The following is a 26,429-nucleotide window of genomic DNA, read 5'->3' on the forward strand; positions in this document are numbered from 1 at the left end:
CGAATCTGCGTTTATCAAGGGGTTAGTTGGCCAATTCGTTGTTCCAGCCAGTTGGTCGACGCCTCGCCGAGATTGCCGTGCAGCAGGGCGTTGCGATAGGCATCGAGTGCCCGCTGGCTGTGCCCCTGACCATCCTCGGCGACACCGAGACCAAGCCACCAGCGGCCCTGATCCGGCTGCTGGCGCAGCAGCTTCACATAGAGCGCCGCCGCATCGGCATTTTGACCCAGCTCCTGGGTCAGACCCGCCCAAGTGGCGTAATAGTCCAGGTTGCTGGCAAGATCAGGTTGATAACCGGACAACCAGCCAAGCGCCTGCTGTTGCTGCCCCTCGTTGATGGCAAGACGGGCCAGCAGCAGACGAAAATCGGCCTGTTGGGGATCGAGCCGGATCCCCTCCTCCAGCAGCTGGCGCGCCTCGGTCAGGCGCCCCTCGCCGTAGAGCAACCCCGCCAGTTGCTCGCGCGCCCCCTGGTTATAGGGATCGTGGGCCAGCACCTGATAGTAGTTGTCCTGCGCATCCCGCAGGCTTCCCTTGGCCATGGCGGTCGTCGCCTTGCGCTCCGCCAGTGCCGCCAGCTCCTTGGCCGACAGCTCGACCGTCTCGATCTTCAATATGCCCGGTTTACGCGGGGCGCTGGCGACAGCCTGCTGCTCTGCCGCCAGTTCGGCGTAGAGCTCGGGCTGCAGCTCTTCATCGGTCGGCTCCGAATCGTCAACATCGCTGGAGGCATCAAAGGGGGCACCATCGGCCATCTCTCCCTCTACCTGCCCGCCAGCGGTATCAGCCACTCTCTCATCCCCACCCGGCAACGGCAGCGCAGCGGCCACTGCGACCGGCTCGGGCGGATTGACTGGCTCGGCGGCCCGTGTCACCACATCGGGAACCACCACTTCGCTGGCGGCGACGACAGGGTGTGTCTGCTGCCAGTAGATCCAGGTGCGCCAACCGAGGATCCCCAATGCCAGACCACAGATCAGGGTCAGCAGCAACATCCACCACCCCTGCTGGCGCGCAGGGGCAATATAGACGGCAGTTCCCTCGGCGCCTTGCTGGCGCCGATCCAGATCTTTCAGCATCTGGTTGATAACGCTCATGGCCAGACTCCATCAGCCAGGGCGCACCCCAGCAACAGTAACAGTAACAGGGGCCACCAGCGCAATGGCGCAAAGCGGCTGGCATCGTCGGTATCGCGAATGGCGAGCCTCACCAGACGGCTATCGATCCGGCGCCTCCCCTGACCGTAGGCCAGCATCAGGCACTTGTGCGCCAGGATGTTGATAAGTCTCGGGATCCCTCGCGAGGCCCGCCACAGCATCCGCATGGCGCGGCCGGCAAACAGTGGTGCCCCGCGGTAGCCGGAGACCTGCAATCTGTGCTCCAGATAGGCGCGGGTCTCGTCAAAGCGCAGCGGGCGCAGGCAGTATGAAAAGCCGATCCGCTGGCGCAGTTGGCGCAGGTGGGGCCTGGCCAGTCTGATATCCAGCTCCGGCTGGCCGAACAGCACAATCTGCAGCAGCTTGCTCGATTCGGTCTCGAGATTGCCAAACAGGCGAATCGCCTCCAGCGTCTCGTCAGGCAGCGCCTGGGCCTCATCGATCAGCACCACCACCCGACTGCCCTGCTGGTGCAGGCTGATCAGGTGACGATGGATGCGATCGGTAAGATCCAGCTCACTCTGCTCCCGCACCGACAACCCCAGTTCCAGCGCCAGCGCTGTGCGCAGCTCGGCCGGGCTGAGGTGGGGATTGGGCAACCAGGCGAGCCGCACCGGGCACTCTTCCGAGCCCAGCTCGCTCAGCAGTTTTCGGCAGAGCAGGGTCTTGCCGGTACCCACCTCGCCGGTCACCTTGATAAATCCCTCCCCTTGCGCCAGCGCCCAATTGAGCACCTGTTGCGCCTCCTCGTGAGGGGGCAGGCCGTAGTAGAAGCCGGTATTGGGGGTGAGGCCGAACGGCGCCTCCTGCAGGCCGAAGTGGCTCAGGTACATGGGCGCTCACCAGCCAGTACGGGGAACCTGCGACCGCGAGCCTCGGCCCGCAGTACGGCGGAATGGAAAGATGCCAATCGCCAGCTCATGGCTTACCCCTTCGCCGGATACCACTTGTCGAGCAGATCTGCGGAACGCTGCAGCTCGTTTTGCCAGGTATCTTTCTCCACCACGGTCGGTTTGAGCATGATCACCAGCTCCACCTTCTTGGTGCTCTCGCGACGATTGGTAAAGGCTTCGCCCACCCAGGGAATATCTCCCAGCAGCGGCACCTTGCTGACGATCTCCTGCTTGTCGGTCTTCATCAGACCACCGATGACGATAATGTCGCCGTTATTGGCCTGCACCACGGTATCGGACTCGCGGATCGAGCTCTTGGCGAGCGGCAGCTCCAGCGGTTTGGCGGTACCGACGTTGATGGTCTTCTTCTGCTCTTCTGTGTCGATAACGGAAGGGTGGATATGGAGCAGCACCTTGCCCTCTTCATCGATTTGCGGCGTTACGTCCAGCGCAATACCGGAGAAGAAGGGGGTCAGCTCCACATTGGGGGTCACGATAGGTTCGGCCGTGCCGGTCGAGGTCACCGTAGTGGTCGAGGCATTGGTGACGAAATATTCGTCCGTCCCCACCTTGATCACCGCCTTCTGGTTGTTGGTCGCAGTGACCCTCGGGCTGGAGAGGGTATTCACATCGCCCTGGGTCTTGAGCAGGTTGACCGCCACCTCGAAGTTGCCATCAGAGATCGTGAAACCGGCGCCGCCGCCCAGCGCACTGAAGATCTGGTTGGGGGTGGTGGGCAGCTGGGTCTTGGCAAGTGACTGGCCGCCGGTAATACCCTTGCCGCCATCCCAACTGGCGGAGAGACCGCTCCAGTCAACCCCCTGCTCATACCCTTCGTTGAGGGCGACTTCGATGATCCGCGCCTCCAGCACCACCTGGCGCTTGAGGTGACTCTCGGATTGATTGAGGAATTCACGTACCGCCTTGAGCTCCTTCGGATAGGCGCGAATAGTGACCAGACCCGCCTGCGGGCTGGTAATCACGGCGCGACCATCACCCGTGCCAATCAGGGTCTGCAGGGAGTCGCGCAGATCGGTCCAGTAGTCGCTGTTGGTGTCAGTCTCGATCCGGGTACCGTTGCTGTTGTCACCGCTCGAGTTGTTGCTGGAGGAGCTGTTGCTGCCGCTGTTGTTGGACGCGCTGTCGAAACTGCTGTTATTGCTGCCATTGTTGTTGTCATTGGCAGTCACTCCGCCGGTGCTGACCGAGGTGCGGGATAGGCCACGGCGGGACATCATCAGATAGTTGACCGGAATGGTTTCGGTGCGCAGACCCGCCGGATAGATGTGGAAGACATTGCCCTTGCGCTGCACGTCGAAGCCATACATGTCACCTACCACCGCCAGCACCTCCGGCAGGGTCACATCCTTGAGCTCGACCGAGACCAGCCCGGCCACCCCGGGATGAACCGCCACGCTGTAGCGGGAGCCCTTGAACAGGGAACCGAAAAACTCCACCGCCTCCACGTCGTGAGCCGCGATGCGCAGCCGCTTCTCCGGCATGCCGACCGGCATCTGCGGCCGGTTCAGCTGCAGCAATTCACTCTGCACCGATTTGGGCAAGGCGGTCAGCGGGGCAGCCTGCTTCTGCTGTTCGTTCATGGCCTGTTTGAGAGCATCCTTGGCCTGGGTCGGCTCGGGGTGCTGATACGTGGTACAGCCTGCGGCCATCATGGCCATGGTGATCAGACAGAGACGGTGTTTTTTCATGTAATTAGAGCACCCTGACTTGCAATTAAACTCGATAAAGCCGCTCCACCTCTCGAAAGGCAAGCACGACTCAAACCCGGATCTTGCTGGCAAAGAGTGTGACCGCGTGGCGTTTGCCCGCCTTTTCCAGCACCACGGCATCTGCCGTGATGGCCACCAGCGTATAGCCATCCACCTGTTGCCCGACCCGATAACTCTTGCCATTGAGCACCGCCAGCGCCGGGCCATTGCCCAGCACCACACTCTGCAGCTTCGGTAAACCGGTGTTGCTCTCGCCGGTCGCACGGGCGCCAATCGCCACATCCGCCAGCGGTGCGGTGGGATCCTGCAATACCTCGACCTGCTCCGCCTTTACCAGCACGCTGAACAGGCAACAGCACAACGCAAACACTCTAGCCACGGATAAACTCCTTGCTGGTACTCAGGGTGTAGATCTCCATCTCCACCACCGCGCCGGGATAGGATTTGACCCGGTAGTCGAACTGCTTCCAGTAAAAGTGGCGCGGCAAGGCTTCCAGCGCTTTAAGATATTGATAAACATCGAAATAGCCACCTTCAAGCTGAAGCCGGATACCATGTTTGTAGAGATTGACCTTCTGTTCTCCCGCCATCAGCGGGGTCGGCTCCAGCGAACTGAGCGCCAGCATGTGAAGGTTGGCGGAGCGGGAGAGCAGCGCCTCCAGCACCTGCGGCATCTCGTGCGCCGGGATCAGATCGACGGTCTGGGCCTTCAGCTCATCGTCGATCCGGGCCAGATCCGCTTCGACCTGCGCCAGCTGGTCGCGAACGCCCTGATTGGGATCCCACTTGAGCCGAGCCTGTTTGCCGAGGTTCTCCAGCTCCATGATTTCGAGGTCGCGCTCGGCGGCGCTCAGGGCCATGCGATCCTGCTGCAGGCGGGTATCGGCGCCATCGAGCCAACCGTAGATGCTGCCAGCGCCCAGCAAAACCAGACCGGTAAGCAGGATCAACACCCGCTCCCGCTGGCTCAACCGGGCGATACGCTGGCCCCACGCCTGCCATTGTGCTTTCAGGTTCATCAGGGTTTCTCCCGCGCGATGCCGCTCAACTGGAAGGTCAGACGACCCTCCTCGTCACGGCCGAGGGTCAGTTCACCAAACTCCTTGCCTACCAGACTCGGGGTCTGCTTGAAGCGGTTGACCCAGGCCGGCACATCCTGACTGCGTCCGGCAAAACCGGAGAGGTTGATCCGCCCTTCGTTGATCTCGATGCGCTGCAACGAGAGGTTGCTGCTGCGAATGCGGGAGAGATCCGCCATCACGCTGGCATAGCCCTGGGATTTTTGCAGAGACAGGCTACCGAGCTGACGCATCAACCCCTGCTTGGCGGTCAGCTCATCCCGTTTATTGACCAGTTGCTGTTGCAGCCGGGGATCCGCCTGATGGCGCGCCAGCTCGGCATCGAGGCGTCTGGCCTCGCTGCGCTTGAGCTCCAGCTCGGCGGTGCGTTGCGCTAGCGCCCGGCTGACCTGTTGCTGCTGCCAGCTGTAACCGATAGCCGTCAGCAGGATCAGCAACAGCGCAACACCCCATACCAACGCCATCTGATTGAGGCTGGCCCACTGCCGCTTGGGACGAAACTCGGCACCATAGAGGTTTATCTGACGTTTCATCACGCATCCTCCCCGATGGCGGCTGCGTAGGCAGAAAGGTATTCGACGCCAGCCAGCAACATTGTCTTGTTGACCATGGCAGCAAGGGGGAATAACACTCTCATTGATGATCCCCCAATGCGGCAGCATAAGCCGAGAGGTATTCGACGCCGGCCAGCACCGCCTTGTTGGCCATGGCGGAGACGGCAAAGCCGAAGGTCTGCTCCATGTGACGCACCAGGGTACCGATAAAGGGCGAAGCGACGGCAAACTGCATCTGCCCCAGCTCGGGCAATTTGAGCTGGCCCGCCAGATAGTCGAGGGAGCGCTGGATCTCCAGCGCCAGTGAATCGAGCAGCATGGCGTCAGGCTCATGTTCGCCGGTCAGGCTGGTGAAACCGCGCAGCTGGCGGGAGAAGCAGAGCCCCCCCTGATGGAAGACCAGCAGTTGCAGATCCTGCCCCTTGGGCTGCCACAGCAGCATGCGCACAGTGTCATCCGCTTCATAGAGAGAGGTGAGCGCCAGCTCGTCGCTGATGATGGATTGCAGGGTGGCGATGCCGTTGATGGCATCGGCCAGCTGTTGCACCCGGCTCTTGGGCAGGCAGATCACATTGATGCGCGGACGACCGGCAGGCGGGGTGGGCAAGTCCACATAATCCATCGCCAGTTGCAGCACGGGTTCGCTGACATAGTCCTTGATGGCCCAGGGGAGCGCCCCCGCCATCTCGGCGTCAGGCACGGCAGGCTTGTCGATCTGGATCTGTTGATAAAGGCTGGCGGCGAGGGCTACCCGCACTTTAGACTTGGCCAGCCCATAACGGCTGAACAGCTCGTTCATGGCCACAGCCCACTCCTGTGGGCCGTTGATGGTGCGCGTCGCGAAGACGGGGGGATTGCCCACTGCAGCCAGCATGATCCTGTCATTGGCCAACAAGAGCCCGACCTGGCGGCTTGGCGTCGACCGTCTGAACAGTTTTTTCATGTAAGCCCGCCCATCAATAGTGATTAAATGTATGAAATATTAACATAAACAGCAGATTAGCCTCTATATAAAAGACGGACTCACCATTGCAAGCCAGCCTTCCAGCCGAGCCAGAGGGGTCAGCTATCCTGCCCTCCCCCCTGCACCCCCTCCACCACCCGTTGCTGACCCGCTACGGCGTCGAACTCTGGTGCAAGCGGGATGATCTGATCCATCCGACCATCTCCGGCAACAAGTGGCGCAAGCTCAAATACCACCTGCTTCATGCCAGAGAGCACGGCAAACGGCATCTACTCTCGTTTGGCGGCGCCTACTCCAATCACATCCATGCACTGGCAGCAGCAGGGTGCCAATCTGGCCTTCGAACTACCGGTATCATACGGGGCGAATCTGATGCCGTCAGCAATACCACCCTGAGGGATGCCAGACGCTGGGGTATGGATCTCGTTTTCGTCGACCGCCAGAGTTACCGCCGTCGCCAGGATCCCGACTGGCTGGCCCAATTCGATGCACCCGATACCCTGATCGTGCCGGAAGGGGGCAGCAGCCCGCTGGCTATCCCCGGGGTTGCCGAACTGGTCGGCGAGGTACCCTTCTCGCCGGATCTCTGGGTACTGCCCTGTGCCAGCGGCGGCACCCTGGCGGGCCTAATCGCTGGCAAACAGGACCGGGAGCAGATCCTCGCCATTGCGGTACTGAAAGGAGGCGGCTTTATCGCTGACGAGGTGTGTCGCCTCCATCCCGCTGCCGCCAGCATCCCCGGCTGGCGGGTCGCACTCGATCACCACGATGGTGGCTACGCCAAATTCAGCCCGGCCCTCTGGCAGTGGGTTCAAGATTTCAGCGCCGAAACAGGTCTGCCTTTGGAGCCCATCTACAGCGGCAAGGCGATGTGGGGGCTGTTTCGCGAGCTGGCTGCGGGCCGCATCGCCCCCGGCAGCAAGATTGTCTTTATCCATACCGGCGGCATGCAGGGATTGGCCGGACTGCGGGAGCAGGGGCGACTGTGAGCCCCGCCTGACGGCAACCGAAAACGAGAGAGGGTCGCCCCACGACGACCCTCTCTCATTTATCTCAATCACCAGCCGACTCCTGCACCAACCGGCGTGGCTCGGCAAACCAGGGCCCCTGCCCGGCATGCACCCCGAGGTGGCGCAGCATCTTCCACTCATCGCCACTCTCTACCCCCACCGCCAGCACCCGGGTACGGGTATTGGCGCAGCCCCCCACCAGACTGCGGACCGCCATCTGGTTCACCTGTCGGGCGTGAATCTCCCGCACCAGGCTGGGGTGCAGCTTGAGGAAGTTGATCTCGAACTCCTTGATGTACTGGGTGCTCACCACATCCTGGCCAGCATGATCGATGGCCAGCTGGCAGCCCAGCATCCGCAGGGAGCGCAGCGGCCGCTTGAGTGCTTCGAAGTGGCGTGTGACCTGAGCCTCCGAGAGCTGCAGGATCAACCGCTCGTTGGTGCTGCGCGGCAGCTGGAACAGGGCGAAGAAGAGCCAGCGCTGGAACTCGCGGTTGAGCAGACTCTGGGCACTCAGGGTCAGAGTGATGGGACAGCTCTGCTCGGAACGCTGGCGCAGCAACACCAGCGTTTGCTCCGCCACCAGCCGATCCAGTTGCAGCAGCAGGCCCACCTTCTCCGCCATTGGCATGAAGATCCCTGCTTGCAGTTCCCTCCCCTGCTCATCGTGGATATAGGTGAGCAGATCCTGCTGCAGTACCACCTGATCCCGATCCTGCTGGACCGGTTGGGTATAAAAATCGATCCCCTGCTCTTCAAGACGGCGACTGATGAGGGTGCGCCAGCGCACCGTCCCCTTGCTGCTCTGCTCCTCGTCCAGCTGCTTCTCGTAGAGGAACCAGCCGTTGTGCCCCTGCAGACGTGCACTCTTGAGGGCCAGCTCGGCCTCCTCCTGCACCTTGAGCAGAGTGTCTTGCGCCTGGTAGCAGACAGCCCCGATATAGATGGCCGTCTCCGGATTGACCTGCTGCGGCCAGTGTAGCCGTTGCAGACTCTTGAGCAGCTGGCTGGCACTGTCCACCATCTCGCTCTCCGACATGTTGGGCAACAATACCGCAAAGACATGTCCGGCATAACGAGCCTGCAAGGCACCGTTATGCTTGCGTACAAAAGCACTGATCACGGCGCTCGCCTCCAGCAGCAGATCATGCCCCTGCAGCTCGAACTGCTCCGCTTCCAGCTCTTCCAGACAGGCGAGTTCAATCAGCAAGACACCGCCACTCATCACGCTCGCCTCCATGATAGCGCTCTCGAGCCGGTTATCGAAGAAGAGGCGGTTGCCGATGCCGGTCATCTTGTCGACGAAGGCGTTGCTGCGAATGAAGTTGTCGAAGCGGCTGCGCTCCTTGCGGGCATCCGCCAGCTCGGCGAGCAGATGATCGAGGGCCTGACTGGCGGCCACCGGCCACTCTTCGGCGGGGTCATGGCTTAGTTTGGAGAGCTTGTCATCGAGGATCAGCTGGGCGCGAATGCCCAGCAGCTCGGCGCCGCGCAACTGCTGACGCAACCAGCGGATGGAGTACCAGAGACCGAACACCACGATGAAGATCCCGAACGAGATGCCCGACATCGCCTTGATGGAGTACTCCGCCTCCTTGAAGGGGCGCTCCAGCTTGAAGCTGGCCTGCATGCCAGCCTGATGGGGCAGCGGATGGCTGTATGGCACCAGCAGCGGTTCATCAACCGGACGCTGTACGTCACGGAACCAGTAGACCCGCTGGTCATTCTGGCGCACCTCCAGCTCCACCACATGAGCCGCCCGCAGCAAGGTGGGCAACCAGCGGCTCATATCCTCCATACCGTGAGCAACGTCGAGTTGCTTGTCGATCACCTCGACCAGCGCATCGACCTTCTTTTGCTGCAACTCCATGCCCAGCTCGCGAAAGCTGAACACCCCGCCAATCAGCACGGTCGCCATGGCAGCGATCACGCACAAGGTAATAAACGAGACAAGATGTGTTGTGAGTTTCATGTGCCTTTCCGTGTGCCCGGCATCATCCATTGGAGTTCATGGTAGCAGTGGCGCTGTGGCCATCACTATGGACGGGGATCCCGCTTCTGTAATTTAAGCGGGGCAGCATACCCAAAGCAGCGAGAGAATACCAAGGAAGGTACACAGGTGGAGCAGGGGAAGATAGCAGACAGAAAAATGGTCCCTCAAAAGGGACCAAAAGGAACACTCATATCAAAACTAACACTCTGTGCTACTGACAAAAAACAGATACAGGAGTATTGAACACACGGTGAGTCAAACCGCAGGGGTACTCTAAAGCAGTTCGGATAAGTTGAGCAATTGTCATTTATGACAGGTCAGCGATTGAATCTTTTCAAGGTTAACAATAAAAACATTTAAAATCATACATTTAAAAAATCATCCAATAAGTGTGACAAGTAGAGCTCAAATTGATTGTACTAATGCACTATGATGGCTTGACCCATTTGTGTCTCGTAAAACTGGCAGGCGCCCTTGTTACGCATCACCCCCCTCTGGATCACTGTACTGCTACTGCTCTTGCCCATCCTGGCAAGCCAGTCCGTCGGTCTGTGGCTAACAAAACCGATGGCCAACCACCTGCTTGAGCAGAAGGTGGCCGAGATAAAGCGAGCCATGGCGATACGCCATCACACGCTGGACAAGGCCATGAGCGAGCAGCTGACGCTGTTTGATTTCGATTGTGGTGCCAACGACATGGCACTGCTGCGGGATCCCCGCTTTTACAACACCCATATTCGTCTGCAGGGGCTGGAACTGGCATCAGGGAAAAGCTGCTCAAGCCTGGGTGTGGGTATTTCGCTCATCAAAAACGCCAACCAGGATGGCGCCCTCCCCGACAAACTGGGGCTGACTGCTACAACGGCCAGTTTCAATACGGAACAGGAGATGGTTGCCTACTACAAAAACGGCGGCAACATTGCCTACTGGGTGCTCGATAACAGCTGGAGCCACGATCTGCTACAGCTCCCCTGCAGTGACTGTTTCTATCTGGAGTTCAGCCAGCGGGATCCCGCAGCGATGACCCCCCGCTTCCCGCGCGGTGACCGGACCATCAAGCTGGAAGAGGGCAGCCGCAGCCTGAGCTTCTTTGATCAGGACAAACTGACCCGACAAACCATCTGGGCCGGTTCTGCACTGGACCTGTATGCTCGCGAGCAAGTCAGACGAATCGCACTCTGGAGCGGCACTATCCTGGGCCTGCTGCTGGTGACCGCTTACTGGTCGCTGCGAAACTATCGCCGCTCGCTCAAGGGGCTATTGCAGGCCGGATTGGTGCGCCAGGAGTTCATCCCCTTCTATCAACCCGTGGTGGATCTTCGAACCTGGCAGGTTGCCGGTTTTGAGGCGCTGCTACGCTGGCAACGTGGACACGAGCTGATCCCCCCGAGCGCTTTCATCGAATATGCTGAAGATCAGGGACTTATCCTGCCTATCACCAGGCAGTTGCTGGAGCAGGTGATCACGGATCTGCCGCTGTTGCCACCAGAGCAGTGGATCAGTGTCAATCTGATGGCCACCCATATCGAACAACCCTTGCTGCGCAACATGTTGAGTGAACACCATAACCCTTCGCCCGAGCGCCTTACCTTCGAGCTGACAGAACGCAAGCCGATCCTCGACATCAAAGCCGCTACCGAGGAGATCACCCTGTTGCAGCAGATGGGATATCACTTCAAACTGGATGATTTCGGTACCGGCTACGGTGGTTTTGCCTACCTGCAGAGCCTCGGGATCCGCCAGATCAAGATCGACAAGATGTTCGTCGATACCATAGGCACCAACGACCTCAAACGCAGCGTGCTGGATGCCATCATCACGTTTGGCCTGGAATCAGGCATGGAGATGATTGCGGAAGGGGTTGAGACGCGGGAACAGGTTGATTACTTGCGGCAACACGGCGTCTATCTGATCCAGGGTTACGTCTTTGGCAGGCCCATGGCGCTGGCAGATCTTGCCATCTGGCAGCAGACATGGCCTCCACAATATTCGCAAGAGAGCTGACACCGATATTGCACAGGCCAGCGCTGGCAGGGCTCCCCCCACCGGGAGCACACGCACCCTTTTGCACAGAGGCTGACACTCCCAAAGCCTCTGCCACGACCTGGCTCATCGCCCTTGAACCACCATTTACATTCAGCAACAAAATGATCTGCCCCTGAGAGGATGGAACCCTTATCATAAGCATTCGGCTACCGTGAGCACCTTCACGCACGCCTCCCATCAATCCCTGTCGGCCAGCGCCGTCCCGAGATGAGAACCATTGCCTATGAAGACATTTATCCGGCAAGAGATTGCCCTGCCCGTCGGCCTGCTGACCCTGCTCTTTTTCAAGACGATCGGGAGCGACCTGCTGACAGAGACAACTCCGCTCGGGATCTATCTTCCGGTTTCGGCGGCACTACTGGCCATCGTAACCTGGGCCATCTTCTCGGTAGTGCGCCACTCCGATGCCCTCGCCATCAAGCTGGGCGAGCCCTTCGGCACCCTGATCCTCACCCTCTCGGTCATCTCGCTGGAGGTGGTGATGATCTCCTCGGTGATGCTGACCGGCGAGCCCAACCCCACCATGGCCCGCGATACCATGTTTGCGGTAGTGATGCTGGTGAGTACCGGTCTGGTGGGCTTCACCCTGCTGTTTGGCGGCTGGCGCTACCACACCCAGAGCTTTAATCTGGACGGGGTCAAATCCTATCTGGTGGCCATCATCCCGCTGGCCCTGCTCTGTCTGGTGCTGCCCAACTTCACCGAAGGTGGTGCAATCGGCAGTATGTCGCGCGCCATGTCGTGGATGCTGATCATCATCTCGATCCTGCTCTACGGGGTCTTTCTGCTGATCCAGACCCGCAGCCACAGCCACTTCTTCGTCGACAGCGATCACGAGGATTACGAGGAGCACCACGGCCCGCTGCAGAGCAACGTCTATCACACCATCCTGCTGCTCGCCTACCTGCTGGTAGTGATCCTGCTGGCCAAGACCCTGGCCATCCCCATCAACTACGGGGTGCATGTGATGGACGCGCCCGCGGCACTGGGCGGCTTTATCGTCGCATGTATCGTGCTAGCTCCCGAAGCAGTCGGCGCCATCAAGGCCGCCTTCAACAACCAGCTGCAGCGGGCAATGAACCTCTACTTCGGCTCGGTGCTGGCCACCATCGCCCTCACCGTGCCTGCCGTGCTCTTTATCGGCTCCATGCTGGGTCAGGAGGTACGCCTCGGCCTCTCCCCCGCCGATATGGTGCTGCTGGTCACGACCTTGATGGTCTGTAAAGTGACCTTCAGCAGCGGCCGCACCAATGTGCTCCATGGTGCGACCCATCTGGTGTTGTTCGTGGTTTATCTGTTCCTGATGTTCGAACACGAATAACCGCGTTCAACCAACGTCAGAAACGCAAAGACCGCCCGATTGGGCGGTCTTTTGTCATCTGCTCCCGGCTCTCACCGGTGCCAGTGAAGCGGCTTCCCCCTCATCCCCCACCCTTCTCCCGCCAGGGGAGAAGGGTGATCAAGGCTTACAGGCTGGGCAGCACCCCGGCCGGGATCAGGTCGTTGTAGCTGGCACGGCCCAGCAGGGCGGCGGCCGCTTCGATATCCGGCGCGAAGTACCTGTCCTTGTCGTAGAAGCTCACCTCTGCCCGCAGTCGTCCCTTGGCCAGCTCGATCAGCTCGGTACTGCGCAGCGGCGCGCGGAAATCGAGCCCCTGTGCCGCCGCCAGCAGTTCGACTGCCAGAATGCCGCGGGTATTCTCCGCCATGTCAGCCAATCGACGACCGGCGAAGGTCGCCATGGAGACGTGATCCTCCTGATTGGCGGAAGTGGGCAAACTATCCACCGAGGCGGGATGGGCCAGGGTCTTGTTCTCGGAGGCCAGCGCCGCCGAGGTGACCTGAGCGATCATAAAGCCCGAATTCACCCCGCCGTTGTTGACCAGAAACGCCGGCAGACCGGACATCCGAGAGTCAATCAGCAGCGCCATCCGCCGCTCGGAGAGGGAACCTATCTCGGCGATGGCCAGCGCCAGATTATCGGCCGCAAAGGCCACCGGCTCGGCGTGGAAGTTGCCGCCGGAGATTATCTCCTCATCATCGGCAAACACCAGCGGGTTGTCGGAGACCGCGTTGGCCTCGCACACCAGCACCTCGGCGGCCTGACGGATCTGGGTCAGGCAGGCCCCCATCACCTGCGGCTGGCAGCGCAATGAGTAGGGATCCTGCACCTTCTCGCAGTTGTGATGGGACATGCCGATCTCGCTGCCATCCACCAGCAGGTGGCGATAGCAGGCGGCCGCGTCGATCTGGCCACGCTGACCGCGCACCGCGTGGATGCGAGCATCGAACGGCCTGCGGCTGCCGAGCGCAGCCTCCACACTCATGGCGCCGATGGTGATGGCACCAGCGAACAGATCCTCGGCATGGAACAGCCCTTCCAGCGCAAAGGCGGTGCTGGCCTGAGTGCCGTTGAGCAGCGCCAATCCTTCTTTGGGCGCCAGCGCGATGGGCTCGAGCCCGGCAATTTTCAGGGCAGTAGCGGCGTCGATCAGCTCGCCCTTGTGGCGAGCCTTGCCCTCCCCGATCAGCAGGCAGCTCATATGAGCCAGCGGCGCCAGATCGCCGGAGGCGCCGACGGATCCCTTCTTCGGCACCACCGGATAGACTTCGGCGTTGATGAGGGTCATCAAGGCCTCAAGCACCGTCAGCCGGATCCCGGAGAAGCCCCGCGCCAGCGAGTTGAGTTTGAGCACCATCATCAGCCGCACGGTGGCGTCATCCATGTACTCGCCAATCCCTGCCGCATGGGAGAGCACGATGGATCGCTGCAGCTCGTCCAGCAGCTCCACCGGAATGCGGGTGTTGGCCAACAGGCCAAAGCCGGTGTTGATGCCATACACCACCCGGTTCTGCTCGATCACCTTGGTAACCACAGCAGCTGAGGCGTGGATCCCCGGCAGCGCGGCCGGATCCAGTGAAACATGTACCGGCTCGCGGCTGACGCGGCGCAGGGTGGCAAGATCCAGCTCGCCCGGAGTAATAGTCAATTCAAACATGGTGTTACACCTTTCCTTTGACACCGTTGGCGCCGTCAATCATCGGCAGATCCAGTTTCGCCTCATGGGCACAGTTGATGGCAATCTCGTAGCCGGCATCCGCGTGGCGCATCACCCCGGTGGCCGGATCGTTGCGCAGCACCCGACCGACGCGCTTGGCAGCGTCATCGGAACCATCGCAGACGATCACCACGCCGGAGTGCTGGGAGAAGCCCATTCCGACCCCGCCGCCGTGGTGCAGCGACACCCAGGTCGCGCCGCCAGCGGTGTTGAGCAGGGCGTTGAGCAGCGGCCAGTCGGAGACGGTATCGGAGCCATCCATCATCGACTCGGTCTCGCGGTTCGGGCTCGCCACCGAGCCGGAATCCAGATGGTCGCGGCCGATGACGATGGGGGCTTTCAGCTCGCCGTTTTTCACCATCTCGTTGAAGGCCAGACCGAGGCGTACCCGATCCTTGACCCCGACCCAGCAGATCCGAGCCGGTAGCCCCTGAAACGCGATGCGCTCGCGGGCCATGTCGAGCCAGTTGTGCAGGTGAGGATCGTCGGGGATCAGCTCTTTCACCTTCTGATCGGTCTTGTAGATATCTTCCGGATCGCCGGAAAGGGCCACCCAGCGGAACGGTCCAATCCCCTCGCAGAACAGCGGGCGGATATAGGCGGGGACGAAGCCGGGGAAGTCGAAGGCGTTCGCCACCCCCTCCTCCAGCGCCATCTGGCGGATGTTGTTACCGTAATCCAGAGTCGCCGCGCCGCGCTCCTGCAGGGTCAGCATCGCCTCCACCTGGCGGGCCATGGAGCGACGAGCGGCCAGATTAACCTCCTGCGGGGCACTCTGCTGCAGCTCGCGCCACTTGGCCACGCTCCAGCCCTGCGGCAGGTAGCCGTGCACCGGGTCGTGGGCGGAGGTCTGGTCGGTCACCACGTCCGGGGTGATGCCACGGGCCACCAGTTCGGCGAACACGTCGGCGGCGTTGCCGAGCAGACCGATGGAGATGGCGCTGCCGCTCTGCTTGGCCTCCTCGACCATGGCCAGCGCCTCATCCAGGCTGTGAGCCTTCTTGTCCACATAACGGGTGCGCAGACGAAAATCGATGCGGGTCTCGTCGCACTCCACGGCGATCATCGAGAAGCCGGCCATGGTGGCGGCCAGCGGCTGGGCGCCGCCCATGCCGCCGAGACCACCGGTCAGGATCCAGCGCCCCTTGGGTTCGCCGTTGAAGTGCTGATTGGCCACCGCAAAGAAGGTCTCGTAGGTGCCCTGCACTATCCCCTGGGTACCGATGTAGATCCAGGAGCCCGCGGTCATCTGGCCGTACATCATCAAGCCCTTCTTATCGAGCTCGTTGAAGTGCTCCCAGTTGGCCCAGTGCGGCACCAGATTGGAGTTGGCGATCAGAACCCGCGGCGCATCCTTGTGGGTCTGGAACACCCCGACCGGCTTGCCGGATTGCACCAGCAGGGTCTGATCCTCCTCGAGCCGGGTCAGCACCTCGACGATCTTGTCAAAGCAGGCCCAGTTGCGGGCGGCGCGACCGATGCCGCCATAGACCACCAGCGACTGGGGATGCTCGGCCACCTCGGGGTCCAGGTTGTTCATCAGCATCCGCAGCGGCGCTTCGGTGAGCCAGCTCTTGGCGGTCAGTTCGGTGCCGCGCGGGGCACGGATCACGCGGTTAGGATCATGACGGGGATCCTGCTGTTGCACAGACATACACACTCCTTGTTGTATCAATAGGGTGCCTTCGGCGACGGGCGGCCAAAAGGGTTAACGGGTCAACAGATGAACCAGTCGCGCGGCCACGCGGGCACTGCGGTTGTCCTGATCCAGCGTCGGGTTGTACTCGGCCAGATCGGCGAGCCTGAGCTTGCCGCTGGCCCGGATATGGGCGATCAGCGGTTCGATCACCGCCAGCTCCACGCCGCGAGCGGCGGGAGCGCTCACTCCCGGCATAACGGCGCCGGGCAGCACGTCGAGATCGATGGTCAGATAGAGGTGATCACAATCGGCGATAAAGGCGTCCAGCCCGCTTAGCAAGGCTGGCAGCTCGGTCTGGGTCATCGCCTCGTCCAGCACATGCCACACACCCAGCGCCTTGGCACGGGCAAACAGGGCTTGGGTATTGGCGGTCTCGGCCACCCCAAGGCAGGCGTAGTGAAACGGTGTGCCCTGAGCGGCGCACTGCTCGGCAATCTGGAAAAAGGGGGTGCCAGAGCTGGCCTGCTCCTGCTTCATGCGCAGGTCGAAGTGGGCGTCAAAATTGATAATGCCGACTCGCCCCTGACCCGCCAGATGCAAGTTGAGGCCGCTCCAGCTGCCGAAGGCCACCTCGTGACCGCCCCCCAGCACCAGCGGGAAGTGGCCCAAATCGAGCGCGGCAGCGACCCGCTCGGCCAGATGGCCGTGGGCGGCGTCGAGATTGCCATCGGTACAGCTCACATCTCCGCCATCGTAGACGGGACGGTTCAGGTGCCAGGCAGTGTTGGCCAGCAGCTTGCGCACCGCCAGCGGCGCCCCGGCAGCACCAATGCGCCCCTTGTTGCGGCGCACCCCTTCATCGCAGGCAAAACCAAGCAGTACTACACCGGCAGAGTCTTGTGCTCCGGCGGTCCAGGGCAGCACCTTGTCGTGCCAGCGCAGGGCCAGTTCGCCATCTTCCGGATCCTGCCGCCCCTGCCAGAGCGACATGTCGATCGGGTTGAACTTATCCATGGAGGGTCTCCTCGCCGTTGAAGATGCGGCCTGCCAGCTGATCGACGCCGACCATGTAGCTCAGCTCGGCCGGATGGGCGCAGTGCCAGATCAGGAAATCGGCCGCCATGCCGACCCTGAGCTGACCAAGACGATCCTGCTCGCCAAGTGCTTTGGCGGCGTGACGGGTCACCCCGACCATGGCCTCCAGCGGGGTCAGGCCAAACAGGGTGCAGGCCATGTTCATCGCCATCCGCAGCGAGACGATAGGGGCCGTACCCGGGTTGATATCGGAGGAGACCGCCATCGCTACCCCCGCCTTGCGCAGCGCGGCGACCGGCGGCAGCTTGGTCTCTTTGAGGAAGTAGAAGGCGGTGGGCAGCAGGGTGGCGACCACGCCACGGTGGGCCAGCGCCAGGATCCCTTCCGGATCCAGATACTCCAGATGGTCCACCGAGAGGGCGCCAAAGTTGGCAGCGAGTGTGCTGCCACCGAGATTGGAGAGCTGATCCATATGCCCCTTCACCGGCAGGCCGTATTGATCCGCCGCCAGATAGACCTGCTCGGTCTGGGCCAACGAGAAGCCGATGTGCTCGCAGAAGACATCCACCGCATCGGCCAAGCCTGCCTCGGCGGCGGCCGGGATGATCTCCTGACAGATGGTCTCGACCCAACTATCGGGATCGTCGCGATACTCCGGCGGCACCGCATGGGCCGCCAGCAGAGTGGTCTTGACCCGGATCGGCAGCGCCCCTCCCAGTCGGCGGGCCACCCTCAGCATCTTGAGTTCATCAGCCAGAGTGAGGCCATAGCCGGACTTGATCTCCACCGTGGTGACCCCTTCGCGGATCAGGGATGCCACCCTCGGCAACGCCAGCTCGAACAGTTGCTCTTCGCTGGCGGCACGGGTGGCACGCACCGTGCTGATGATGCCACCGCCCCGACGGGCGATCTCGGCATAGGGCACTCCCTGCTGACGCAGCTCGAACTCTTCGGCACGGCTGCCGGCGAAGACCAGATGGGTGTGACAATCGATAAGGCCGGGGGTGACCAGCTTGCCCCGCATATCCTGCCAGTGAGCGGGATACGACCCCTTCAGTTCGGCCATCGGCACCAGCGCGTGGATCTTGCCATCCTTCACGCCGATGGCGTGGAGCGGCAGCAGGCCGTAGTCGGCCAGCTCATCATTCAGGGTAGCGGGCGTCACGTTGAGCCAGACCCGCTCGCAGTTCAACAGTTCCTTGTTCATAGCGACCTCAAATGTATATACATATTCTTATAGTCGATCTCTATGACGAAAGAAAGAGCGAAATTCACATCCTGATAACAGCATCAAACTTAGAGTTTAAGCACAAAAAAGCCCACCAGGAGGTGGGCTTTGCAAAATCAAGTTGTATAGACATTTACTCCAGCTGAGTCTTGGAGCTTAGCTTGTAACGGGAACCGGGGGAGAGCAAACGGGCGTAGGAGACCAGATGCCCCTCCGACCAGGTGCGTCTGTGCAACAACAGGCAGGGGGAATCTACGCGGATCTGCAACAATCCCGCCTCACCGGCGCTCGGCAACACGGCTTCCACCACGTGCTCCATCTCGGAGAGGGGGCAGACATCCATCAGATAGCGGTTGGGGGTCTGTTGGGTAAAATCCTGCTCGCCATAGCCCGGCAAGCGCCCGGCATCGACGAAGCGCTCCTCCAGCTGCAACGGCTCACCATCAGCCTGATGGACGATCAGGCTGTGAAAGATAGGAGCACCTACCCGCAGCCCCAGTTGTACCGCCACCTTCTCGTCGGCGGCCAGCCGCTGCAGCCGGATCACCCGGGCACTGTACTCGCCGCCACGCTCGGCGATCTCGTCAGCGATGTTGCGAATGGCCAGCAACGGCGATTCGGTTCGCCTGTCCGCCACGAAGCTGCCGGAACCGGCGGTACGCACCAGCCACCCCTCAGCCACCAGTTCCCGCAACGCCCGGTTGACCGTCATCCGGCTCACGGTGAACTGCTCGCACAGGGCCGCTTCGGTCGGGATCCTGTCCCCCGCCTGATAGTGGCGTTCGCGGATTCCGTCCAGAATGTGCTGCTTGATCTGCAGATAGAGGGCTGGCGCCACCATGAAGCTCCCTAGCGCCGACGGTGGGGCGGACGCATATCCGGCCAGGCGCGGTAGACGTCGGGGATCTGATCCGGGCCGCTGATGCAGAGATCGAGATCGTGCAGCAGACCATCCTTGATCCCGTAGATCCAGCCATGCACCGCCAGCTCCTGCCCCTTGCGCCAGGCGTTCTGGATGATGGTGGTGTGGCAGACGTTGGCGACCTGTTCGGCCACGTTCAGCTCGCACAGGTAGTCGAAGCGCTCGTGCTCATCCTCGATGGCCTCGAGCTCTTCACCATATTTGAAGTAGACATCCTTGATGTTGCGCAGCCAGTTGTCGATGAGACCCAGCTCCTGATTCTGCATCGCGGCCTTGACGCCGCCGCAGCCATAGTGACCGCAGACGATGATGTGCTTCACCTTGAGCACTTCTACCGCGTATTGCAGCACGGAGAGGCAGTTGAAATCGGTATGTACAACCAGATTGGCGACGTTGCGGTGGACGAAGACATCCCCCGGCAGCAACCCCATCAGCTGGTTGGCGGGGACCCGGCTGTCGGAACAACCGATCCAGAGGTATTCGGGGGCCTGCTGGGCAGAAAGGGTGGCAAAGAAAGCGGGATCTTCGGCTTTGATCCGTTCGGCCCACTCACGGTTGTTGGTAAACAGGTCGTTCAACAGTTTCACTTCTGCTCTCCCTAATGTGGCAGTGGCGGCAACATAACACACTCAAGGGTAACCAAAGCAAGGCCGACCAGATCCTTGCGAAACAAAAACAGGGCCATCAGGCCCTGTTTTTATGAGAGGAAGCATCAGGCTTCCATGGCATCTTTCAGCTTCTTGAGTGCGTTTTTCTCAAGCTGACGCACACGCTCGGCAGAGACGCCGTAGGTATCGGCCAGCTCCTGCAGAGTGGTCTTGCTGTCATCATCGAGCCAGCGGGCGCGGATGATATGCTGACTGCGCTCATCCAGGGTGGCGAGGGCAGAGCTCAGACGACGGGTGGCATGATCGTCCCAGTTGTCATTCTCGATGGTCGCGGCCAGATCGGAGGATTTATCCTCCAGATAGTGAACCGGAGCGAAACCGCCCTCTTCTTCATCATCACCAACCAGATCGAACGCCTGATCGTAGTTGGCCATCCGCGCTTCCATCTCGGTCACGTCAGCGGCAGAGACGCCGAGATCGGCCGCCACGGCCTGAACCTCTTCGTGGTTCAGCCAGCCCAGACGTTTTTTGGATTTGCGCAGGTTGAAGAAGAGCTTGCGCTGGGCCTTGGTGGTCGCCACCTTGACCATGCGCCAGTTGCGCAGGACATATTCGTGGATTTCGGCCTTGATCCAGTGCACTGCAAAGGAGACCAGACGCACGCCGACCGTCGGGTCGAAGCGCTTGACCGCCTTCATCAGGCCGATGTTGCCTTCCTGAACCAGATCGGCCTGAGGCAGGCCGTAACCGGCATAACTCTTGGCGACATGAACGACAAAGCGCAGGTGCGACATAACCAGCTGACGAGCAGCCTCGAGATCGCCATCCTGCTGCAAACGCTCAGCCAGTTCACGCTCTTCCTCTGCGCTCAGCACAGGAATAGAGTTTACTGCCTGGATATAGCCTTCCAGACTACCTTGCGGAATCAGAGCCATAGTGCGCTGCAATGAAGTTCCCATCTGTTACCTCTTACTTTTCAATCGAATCAGTCTAACACCCTGAGAGGGTCTGTCTACTGACCGGATGCCATTCTGCGGCGTGTATCAAAGAACATGCCCAGTTTTAGACCGGCTTATCTTAAGCCTGCAGGATGAATCATGAATGAACAGTCAAAAAAAGGGGGTCACAATGAAGGACCCCCGAAAAGTAGCATGCTAAGTCCATTGTTGCGGAGCTCGCAACCTTCACATGCTTGCCAAGTCTGACGAGCAAGGCAGAGGGGCCACACCCGTATAAATGCTTCAGCTTTAATAGACTGCTTATAAATCAGAAGGTTCACTGGATCTAGCGAAGATCCGGAAGATCATTGTTATTCAGAATACTCTGACTATGGGGGCCAAGCCAGAAACGGAGCCTCTTTTACTTGATCCACCTCTCAAAATCCAGCGATTTACTTTGATAATAAATTAATCAGGATGGCTCTATATCTCGAATGTGACGATGAACCGAAAACCAGGAAGCAATCAGCCCCAGCAAGGCCCCCAGCAGGATCAGGTTCACCCCATCTACCAGACCCATGCCAACCAGCCGGAAGTTACTGTTATACAAGCCCGCAAGCTCCTTCACCACCCCTTCGCTCCAGATCACCATCACCTCGGTCAGCCACCATGCCAGCATGCCGCCGATCACCCCGAACCAGATGCCGGTATAGAGGAAAGGGCGATGGATGAAGGCATCGGTTGCCCCCACCAGCTTGAGCACCTCGATCTCTGAACGCTGGTTGAGGATGTTGAGACGCAGGGTGTTGCCGACGATCAGCAGCACGGCGGAGAGCAGCAGCACGGCGATACCGGTAATGGTGTGACGCAGCAGGTTCATGATCCCCTGCAGGCGGGTCAGCCACTGCAGATCCAGCTTGCCCTGCTCGACCCCATCCTCATTGTTTAGCTTGCCGAGCAACTCGGCGGCCCCTTCCGGATTCTGCCAGCGCGGATCCGGAATGACGCTCAGCACCGGCGGTAGCGGGTTGCTGTCCAGATAATCGAGGGCATCGCCGAAACCGGAGATCTCGCGAAACTCCCGCAACGCATCGTCACGGCTCAGGTAGGTGACCGAATCCACCTCGGGATAGAGCAGGATCCTGTGCTGCAGATCGAGAATGCTCTGCTCCGGCAGATCCTTGCGCAGATAGAGGGAGATCTGGGAGCTGTTCTGCCAGCTCCCCTCCACCACCTCGGCGTTTTTCAACAATACGTGGAAGCAGGAGGGCAACGCCAGACTGACACCGAGCACCGCCAGCGTCATCAGGGAGGCGAGCGGATTTCGCCACAGCTCCCCGAGACTGGCAAACGCCTGCCGCACATGGTCAACCCCGTACATCATCAGACGACGCAGCGGCGGCTGCTTGTGACGAACGATAGCCATCAGAGCTCCTCCCCGGCCGAATACATGCGACCCGCCTTGAGGGTCAGGGTGCGATAGCGCATGCGGGCGATCAGCCCCAGATCGTGAGTAGCAATCAGTACAGAGACCCCAAAATTGTTGAACTCCTGAAATAGCCGCATGATATCCATGGAGAGCTGGGGATCCAGGTTGCCGGTCGGTTCATCCGCCAGCAGCAGCGGCGGCTTGTTGACGATGGCACGGGCGATGCCGACCCGCTGCTGTTCACCCCCGGAGAGCATCCGCGGCTGGTAACGCTCCTTGCCGAGCAACCCTACCTTGTCCAATGCCGCCGCCACCCGCTTGTTGATGTCCGCATGGCTGTAACCATCGATCACCAGCGGCAGCGCTACGTTGTCGAACACGGTGCGGTCCATCAGCAGGCGGTGATCCTGAAAGATCATCCCGATCTGGCGGCGAACATAGGGGATCTGGCTGCGCTGGATATGGCTGACATCGTCGCCATGGAAGAAGACGCGACCATCGGTCGGACGTTCCATCACGCTGATCAGTTTGAGGAGGGTACTCTTGCCCGCCCCCGAGTGCCCGGTCAGAAAAGCCATCTCCCCCTTGCGCAGGTGAAAGCTGACCTTTTGCAGCGCCTGATGGCCGCCGCTGTATACCTTGCTGACCTTGTCAAAACGAATCATAACGGTTCCCTGACATTGACAAACCCCGACCGGAGTCGGGGTATGGAACACTTACTCATCACGGCTGAGCTGACTCATCGCGGCCGGACTTATTCATCGCGGCTGAAGAGCGCCTCGATGAAGTCGTTGGCGACAAAGGGACGCAGATCGTCGATCCCCTCGCCCACCCCGATATAGCGGATCGGGATCTGGAACTTGTCGGCCACCGCGAAGATGACGCCGCCCTTGGCCGTGCCATCCAGCTTGGTGAGGGTGATACCGGTCAGGCCTACCGCCTCGCTGAACAGCTTGGCCTGGCTCAGGGCGTTCTGGCCGGTGCCGGCATCCAGAGTCAGCATGATCTCGTGGGGCGCCTCTTCATCCAGCTTCTTCATCACCCGCACCACCTTCTTGAGCTCCTCCATCAGGTTGCTCTTGTTCTGCAGGCGGCCGGCGGTATCGGCGATCAGCACGTCAGCCCCGCGGGAGCGGGCAGCCTCGATGGCGTCATAAATAACGGAAGCGGAGTCGGCACCGGTGTGCTGGGCAATCACCGGAATGTTGTTGCGCTGACCCCACACCTGCAGCTGCTCGACGGCGGCAGCACGGAAGGTATCGCCAGCCGCCAGCATCACGCTCTTGCCCTCGGCCTGGAACTGCTTGGCCAGCTTGCCGATGGTGGTGGTCTTGCCGACGCCGTTCACGCCGACCATCAGGATGACGTAAGGCTTTTTGCTGGTGTCGATCACCAACGGCTGCTCCACCTTGGCCAGCATCTCGCCCATGTCCTGCTTGAGCAGGCCGTAGAGCGCCTCGGCATCCTTGAGCTGCTTGCGGTCCGCGTGCTGCACCAGCCCCTCGATGATACGGGTGGTGGTGTCGACGCCGAGATCGGCGGTCAGCAGCTGGGTTTCCAGCTCTTCGAACAGCTCATCGTCGATCTTCTTGCCACGGAACAGGCCGAAGAAACCGGAACCGATATTCTCCTTGGTGCGCACCAGACTACGCTTGAGGCGCGCAAAGAAGCCCTCCCGCTGCGGTTTGTCCTGAGTGTCGTCGTCCACCTTGGCGGCCAGCGGCAGGGCTGCCAGGGCGGCGGCCTCAGCCTCCATCGCGGCGACCAGGCGCATATCTTCCGCGCGCTGGGCCTCTTTGGCGATACGGGCTTCTTCCGCAGCCTGAGCTTCAGCGGCAATACAAGCCTCTTCTGCAGCGCGGGCTTCAGCAGCAATACGAGCCTCTTCCGCAGCGCGAGCTTCAGCAGCAATGCGAGCCTCTTCTGCGGCTCGGGCCTCGGCGGCGATACGCGCCTCTTCCGCCGCACGGGCTTCAGCAGCAATGCGAGCCTCTTCCGCCGCACGGGCTTCAGCGGCAACACGCGCCTCTTCCGCAGCGCGAGCTTCAGCAGCAATACGAGCCTCTTCCGCAGCGCGGGCTTCAGCAGCAATACGCGCCTCTTCCGCAGCGTGAGCTTCAGCAGCAATGCGAGCCTCTTCCGCGGCACGGACCTCGGCAGCAATACGAGCCTCTTCCGCAGCACGAGCCTCGGCAGCAATACGAGCCTCTTCCGCAGCATGAGCTTCAGCGGCGATGCGAGCCTCTTCTGCAGCGCGAGCTTCAGCAGCAATACGAGCCTCTTCCGCGGCGTGAGCTTCAGCGGCAATGCGAGCCTCTTCTGCGGCTTTAACCTCGGCGGCAACACGGGCAGCTTCGGCAGCTTGCGCCTCTGCGGCGGCACGCTCCTCTTCTGCCATCAGGGATTCGTTGACGATCACCGGCTCCAGATCGGAGGCGCACTCCTCCACCACCAGCGGGCCATGACCATCCAGCTCGGTTGGCGGGCAGCAATCGTCGTGCAAAACGGGATTCTGTGCGCTGGCGGGCACTTCGGGTGCAACGGCCGGCGTACTATCGGAAACAATCACATCGGAAACGGGAGCGGGGGTAGCAGTGACCTCAGGCTCAGCGGTAATCGGGGTGGCTTGGGGTGTCTGTGGTTGGACAGCCTCAGCCTCTTCTTTCTTGCGGCCGAAACCCAGCCAGGAAAACAAACCTTTTGCCATCTAAAAATACTCACATCAAAGGCTGACTGCTAAGATAGCCGTCCCTTGGCGGGTCGGCATAAAAATGAACCGCCTTATACTACCACTTTATTTTCTGACGATGAAACGCGATGCCCAGAGTGAAATCCAGCCGTAGCAACCCGAGCAAGAGTCCCGCCCCGCAAGGAAAATCGGGCTTTGTAAGAATCATCAGCGGCCAGTGGCGAGGCCGCAAATTGCCGGTCAAGGATGTGGAGGGGCTCAGACCCACCACGGATCGCGTCAAGGAGACCATCTTCAACTGGCTGGCCCCCCACATTCGTGGCACCCGCTGCCTGGATCTGTTTGCCGGTAGCGGCGGACTCGGACTGGAGGCTCTGTCGCGCTATGCCGAGCAGGTGACCCTGATCGAGATGGACAAAGGGGCCGCCGACCAGATCAAGAAGAACCTGACCGCCCTCGGCAGCAGTCAGGGTCAGGTGATCCAGTCAGATGCAGTGAGCTGGCTGCAAGGCCCGGCCACGCCGTTTGATCTGGTGTTCCTCGATCCGCCGTTTCGCCGCGAGCTGCTGCCGCAAGTGTGCGAACTGCTGGAGCAGCGCGGCTGGCTGGCACCGGACGCCCTCATCTATCTGGAGCGGGAAAAAGAGATGGCCGATCTGGCGCTGCCCGCCAGCTGGCAACTACTCAAGGACAAACAAGCCGGTCAGGTCTGCTATCAACTCTATCTAAGGGAGGTAAACAATGAAGCGAGTCTTTAATCTGTTGGCGATGGGGCTGATATTGTTCTTCTGGTTTGGCGTGCTGGTGAGCCTGATTGCCCCGCTGCCCGGCAAACTCAACGGCTTTCTGCCGGTCTGCGGCGTGATCGTCGCCCTGCTGCACTGGCTGCAGGCCAGCATGATCAAGGCGGCTTGCAAACGCTACTTCGCTGTCACCAAGGCCGAGTTTGTGACTGTGCTGATCTTTGGTGTGTTTGGCATGGTCGACATTCGTCAGCGCCTGCAAGAGATCGTCAACGCCGCCCAGCGCGGCAATCTCTCGGACAAACCATAAAAGAAAAGGGGACGGCGGTAGCCGTCCCCTAGAGTCGTGTCGTCCTGTCCGTAGAACTGCAATGCTCCCTGCAATCCCTGACGTTATCCTAATCCTTTGGAATATCCCCTTTCCAATCCGTTGGCGTGTCCTGCGGCGTTCCTGGCCTGGCAATTCATCCTGAACTGCTTCACTGTCTCCATCCTGGAGGTGTCCATTACCACGTCCTGTGGGGTTCCTTGCGTCTTCCTGACAGATAACCATCCGGGTTATCTCACTTCATCCTGAAGTATTCCTCTCGCATCCGGCGAGGTCCTGTTCATCCTGAAGAACGAGGTTCCGTTCGTTCTGCTCCCATCCCGAGAGTGTCCTGCCGCATCCCGCGGTGTTCCTTTATTCATCCGTGACGATAATCATCCTGATT

Annotated in this window: 23 protein-coding genes; 5 read left to right on the forward strand and 18 right to left on the reverse strand. The window is 60.7% G+C overall.

Annotation, left to right across the window (positions count from 1 at the left end):
* Positions 1–14 precede the first annotated feature (14 nt).
* The 7 genes from G5332_RS07870 to G5332_RS07900 all read right to left on the reverse strand — a co-directional run bounded on the left by G5332_RS07870 (position 15) and on the right by G5332_RS07900 (position 6,356).
* A complete protein-coding gene (locus G5332_RS07870; RefSeq protein ID WP_266134568.1) occupies positions 15–1,097 on the reverse strand; it encodes a tetratricopeptide repeat protein in 1,083 nt (360 codons plus the stop codon).
* Positions 1,094–1,990 carry an ExeA family protein gene (locus G5332_RS07875; RefSeq protein ID WP_421311213.1) on the reverse strand — a complete coding sequence of 299 codons (897 nt, stop codon included), beginning with the start codon at positions 1,988–1,990 and terminating at the stop codon, positions 1,094–1,096. Before G5332_RS07875 ends, G5332_RS07870 begins: the two co-directional genes overlap by 4 nt.
* 92 nt (positions 1,991–2,082) lie before the next feature.
* Positions 2,083–3,759: a pilus (MSHA type) biogenesis protein MshL gene (mshL, locus tag G5332_RS07880; protein ID WP_216952745.1), complete on the reverse strand. Its 1,677-nt coding sequence runs from the start codon at positions 3,757–3,759 to the stop codon at positions 2,083–2,085.
* Positions 3,760–3,829: 70 nt separating this feature from the next.
* Positions 3,830–4,159 carry a SctD/MshK family protein gene (locus tag G5332_RS07885; protein WP_106844136.1) on the reverse strand — a complete coding sequence of 110 codons (330 nt, stop codon included), beginning with the start codon at positions 4,157–4,159 and terminating at the stop codon, positions 3,830–3,832.
* A complete protein-coding gene (gene pilO, locus G5332_RS07890; RefSeq protein WP_128834788.1) occupies positions 4,152–4,799 on the reverse strand; it encodes a type 4a pilus biogenesis protein PilO in 648 nt (215 codons plus the stop codon). Before pilO ends, G5332_RS07885 begins: the two co-directional genes overlap by 8 nt.
* Positions 4,799–5,392 (reverse strand): PilN domain-containing protein, encoded by a 594-nt coding sequence (locus tag G5332_RS07895; protein ID WP_128834786.1) that lies wholly within the window; start codon positions 5,390–5,392, stop codon positions 4,799–4,801. The genes pilO and G5332_RS07895 overlap by 1 nt, the downstream gene beginning before the upstream one ends.
* 100 nt (positions 5,393–5,492) lie before the next feature.
* A complete protein-coding gene (locus tag G5332_RS07900) occupies positions 5,493–6,356 on the reverse strand; it encodes an MSHA biogenesis protein MshI (RefSeq protein ID WP_227341524.1) in 864 nt (287 codons plus the stop codon).
* A gap of 86 nt (positions 6,357–6,442) precedes the next feature.
* On the opposite strand from G5332_RS07900, the gene G5332_RS07905 reads away from it, so the two are divergent.
* Positions 6,443–7,366, forward strand: coding sequence for a 1-aminocyclopropane-1-carboxylate deaminase/D-cysteine desulfhydrase (locus tag G5332_RS07905; RefSeq protein ID WP_216952742.1), 924 nt, complete (start codon positions 6,443–6,445; stop codon positions 7,364–7,366).
* A gap of 64 nt (positions 7,367–7,430) precedes the next feature.
* Here the strand turns inward: G5332_RS07905 and G5332_RS07910 are convergent, their stop codons facing one another.
* Positions 7,431–9,359, reverse strand: coding sequence for an EAL domain-containing protein (locus G5332_RS07910; protein ID WP_227341525.1), 1,929 nt, complete (start codon positions 9,357–9,359; stop codon positions 7,431–7,433).
* 495 nt (positions 9,360–9,854) lie between these two features.
* Between G5332_RS07910 and G5332_RS07915 the strand changes: the two genes are divergently transcribed.
* Together G5332_RS07915 and G5332_RS07920 are read left to right on the forward strand one after the other, a co-directional pair.
* A complete protein-coding gene (locus tag G5332_RS07915) occupies positions 9,855–11,384 on the forward strand; it encodes an EAL domain-containing protein (protein ID WP_227341526.1) in 1,530 nt (509 codons plus the stop codon).
* A 265-nt stretch (positions 11,385–11,649) separates the two neighbouring features.
* The gene (locus tag G5332_RS07920) at positions 11,650–12,747 is read left to right on the forward strand and encodes a calcium:proton antiporter (RefSeq protein ID WP_266134562.1); all 1,098 of its coding nucleotides are present in this window, start codon (positions 11,650–11,652) and stop codon (positions 12,745–12,747) included.
* Between the two features lie 145 nt (positions 12,748–12,892).
* Here the strand turns inward: G5332_RS07920 and hutH are convergent, their stop codons facing one another.
* The 10 genes from hutH to ftsY all read right to left on the reverse strand — a co-directional run bounded on the left by hutH (position 12,893) and on the right by ftsY (position 24,991).
* On the reverse strand, positions 12,893–14,425 hold the full coding sequence (gene hutH, locus G5332_RS07925; RefSeq protein ID WP_227341528.1) for a histidine ammonia-lyase: 1,533 nt from the start codon (positions 14,423–14,425) through the stop codon (positions 12,893–12,895).
* A 4-nt stretch (positions 14,426–14,429) separates the two neighbouring features.
* Complete coding sequence (hutU, locus tag G5332_RS07930) at positions 14,430–16,139, reverse strand: urocanate hydratase (protein ID WP_421172667.1); 1,710 nt, start codon at positions 16,137–16,139, stop codon at positions 14,430–14,432.
* 54 nt (positions 16,140–16,193) lie between these two features.
* On the reverse strand, positions 16,194–17,138 hold the full coding sequence (gene hutG / locus G5332_RS07935; protein ID WP_421172666.1) for a formimidoylglutamase: 945 nt from the start codon (positions 17,136–17,138) through the stop codon (positions 16,194–16,196).
* Complete coding sequence (gene hutI, locus G5332_RS07940; protein WP_227341531.1) at positions 17,131–18,366, reverse strand: imidazolonepropionase; 1,236 nt, start codon at positions 18,364–18,366, stop codon at positions 17,131–17,133. Before hutI ends, hutG begins: the two co-directional genes overlap by 8 nt.
* Before the next feature lie 154 nt (positions 18,367–18,520).
* Complete coding sequence (gene hutC, locus G5332_RS07945) at positions 18,521–19,225, reverse strand: histidine utilization repressor (protein WP_041202413.1); 705 nt, start codon at positions 19,223–19,225, stop codon at positions 18,521–18,523.
* A gap of 11 nt (positions 19,226–19,236) precedes the next feature.
* Complete coding sequence (gene can, locus G5332_RS07950) at positions 19,237–19,896, reverse strand: carbonate dehydratase (RefSeq protein WP_005339998.1); 660 nt, start codon at positions 19,894–19,896, stop codon at positions 19,237–19,239.
* Between the two features lie 125 nt (positions 19,897–20,021).
* Positions 20,022–20,876 carry an RNA polymerase sigma factor RpoH gene (rpoH, locus tag G5332_RS07955; RefSeq protein ID WP_005339997.1) on the reverse strand — a complete coding sequence of 285 codons (855 nt, stop codon included), beginning with the start codon at positions 20,874–20,876 and terminating at the stop codon, positions 20,022–20,024.
* Between the two features lie 451 nt (positions 20,877–21,327).
* A complete protein-coding gene (gene ftsX / locus G5332_RS07960; RefSeq protein WP_005342860.1) occupies positions 21,328–22,281 on the reverse strand; it encodes a permease-like cell division protein FtsX in 954 nt (317 codons plus the stop codon).
* Positions 22,281–22,949, reverse strand: a complete 669-nt coding sequence (gene ftsE / locus G5332_RS07965) for a cell division ATP-binding protein FtsE (RefSeq protein ID WP_005339995.1) — start codon at positions 22,947–22,949, stop codon at positions 22,281–22,283. Before ftsE ends, ftsX begins: the two co-directional genes overlap by 1 nt.
* 89 nt (positions 22,950–23,038) lie before the next feature.
* Positions 23,039–24,991, reverse strand: coding sequence for a signal recognition particle-docking protein FtsY (gene ftsY, locus G5332_RS07970; RefSeq protein WP_421311214.1), 1,953 nt, complete (start codon positions 24,989–24,991; stop codon positions 23,039–23,041).
* Positions 24,992–25,101: 110 nt separating this feature from the next.
* Here ftsY and rsmD point away from each other — a divergent pair, with 110 nt between their 5' ends.
* Both rsmD and G5332_RS07980 read left to right on the forward strand, forming a co-directional pair.
* A complete protein-coding gene (gene rsmD / locus G5332_RS07975) occupies positions 25,102–25,731 on the forward strand; it encodes a 16S rRNA (guanine(966)-N(2))-methyltransferase RsmD (RefSeq protein ID WP_005339991.1) in 630 nt (209 codons plus the stop codon).
* Positions 25,715–26,026 carry a DUF1145 domain-containing protein gene (locus G5332_RS07980; protein WP_005342853.1) on the forward strand — a complete coding sequence of 104 codons (312 nt, stop codon included), beginning with the start codon at positions 25,715–25,717 and terminating at the stop codon, positions 26,024–26,026. Before rsmD ends, G5332_RS07980 begins: the two co-directional genes overlap by 17 nt.
* The last annotated feature ends 403 nt before the right edge of the window (positions 26,027–26,429 follow it).

Origin of the sequence: Aeromonas sp. 603757 (genome assembly GCF_049171255.1) — a bacterium.
Lineage (GTDB): Bacteria > Pseudomonadota > Gammaproteobacteria > Enterobacterales > Aeromonadaceae > Aeromonas > Aeromonas veronii_A.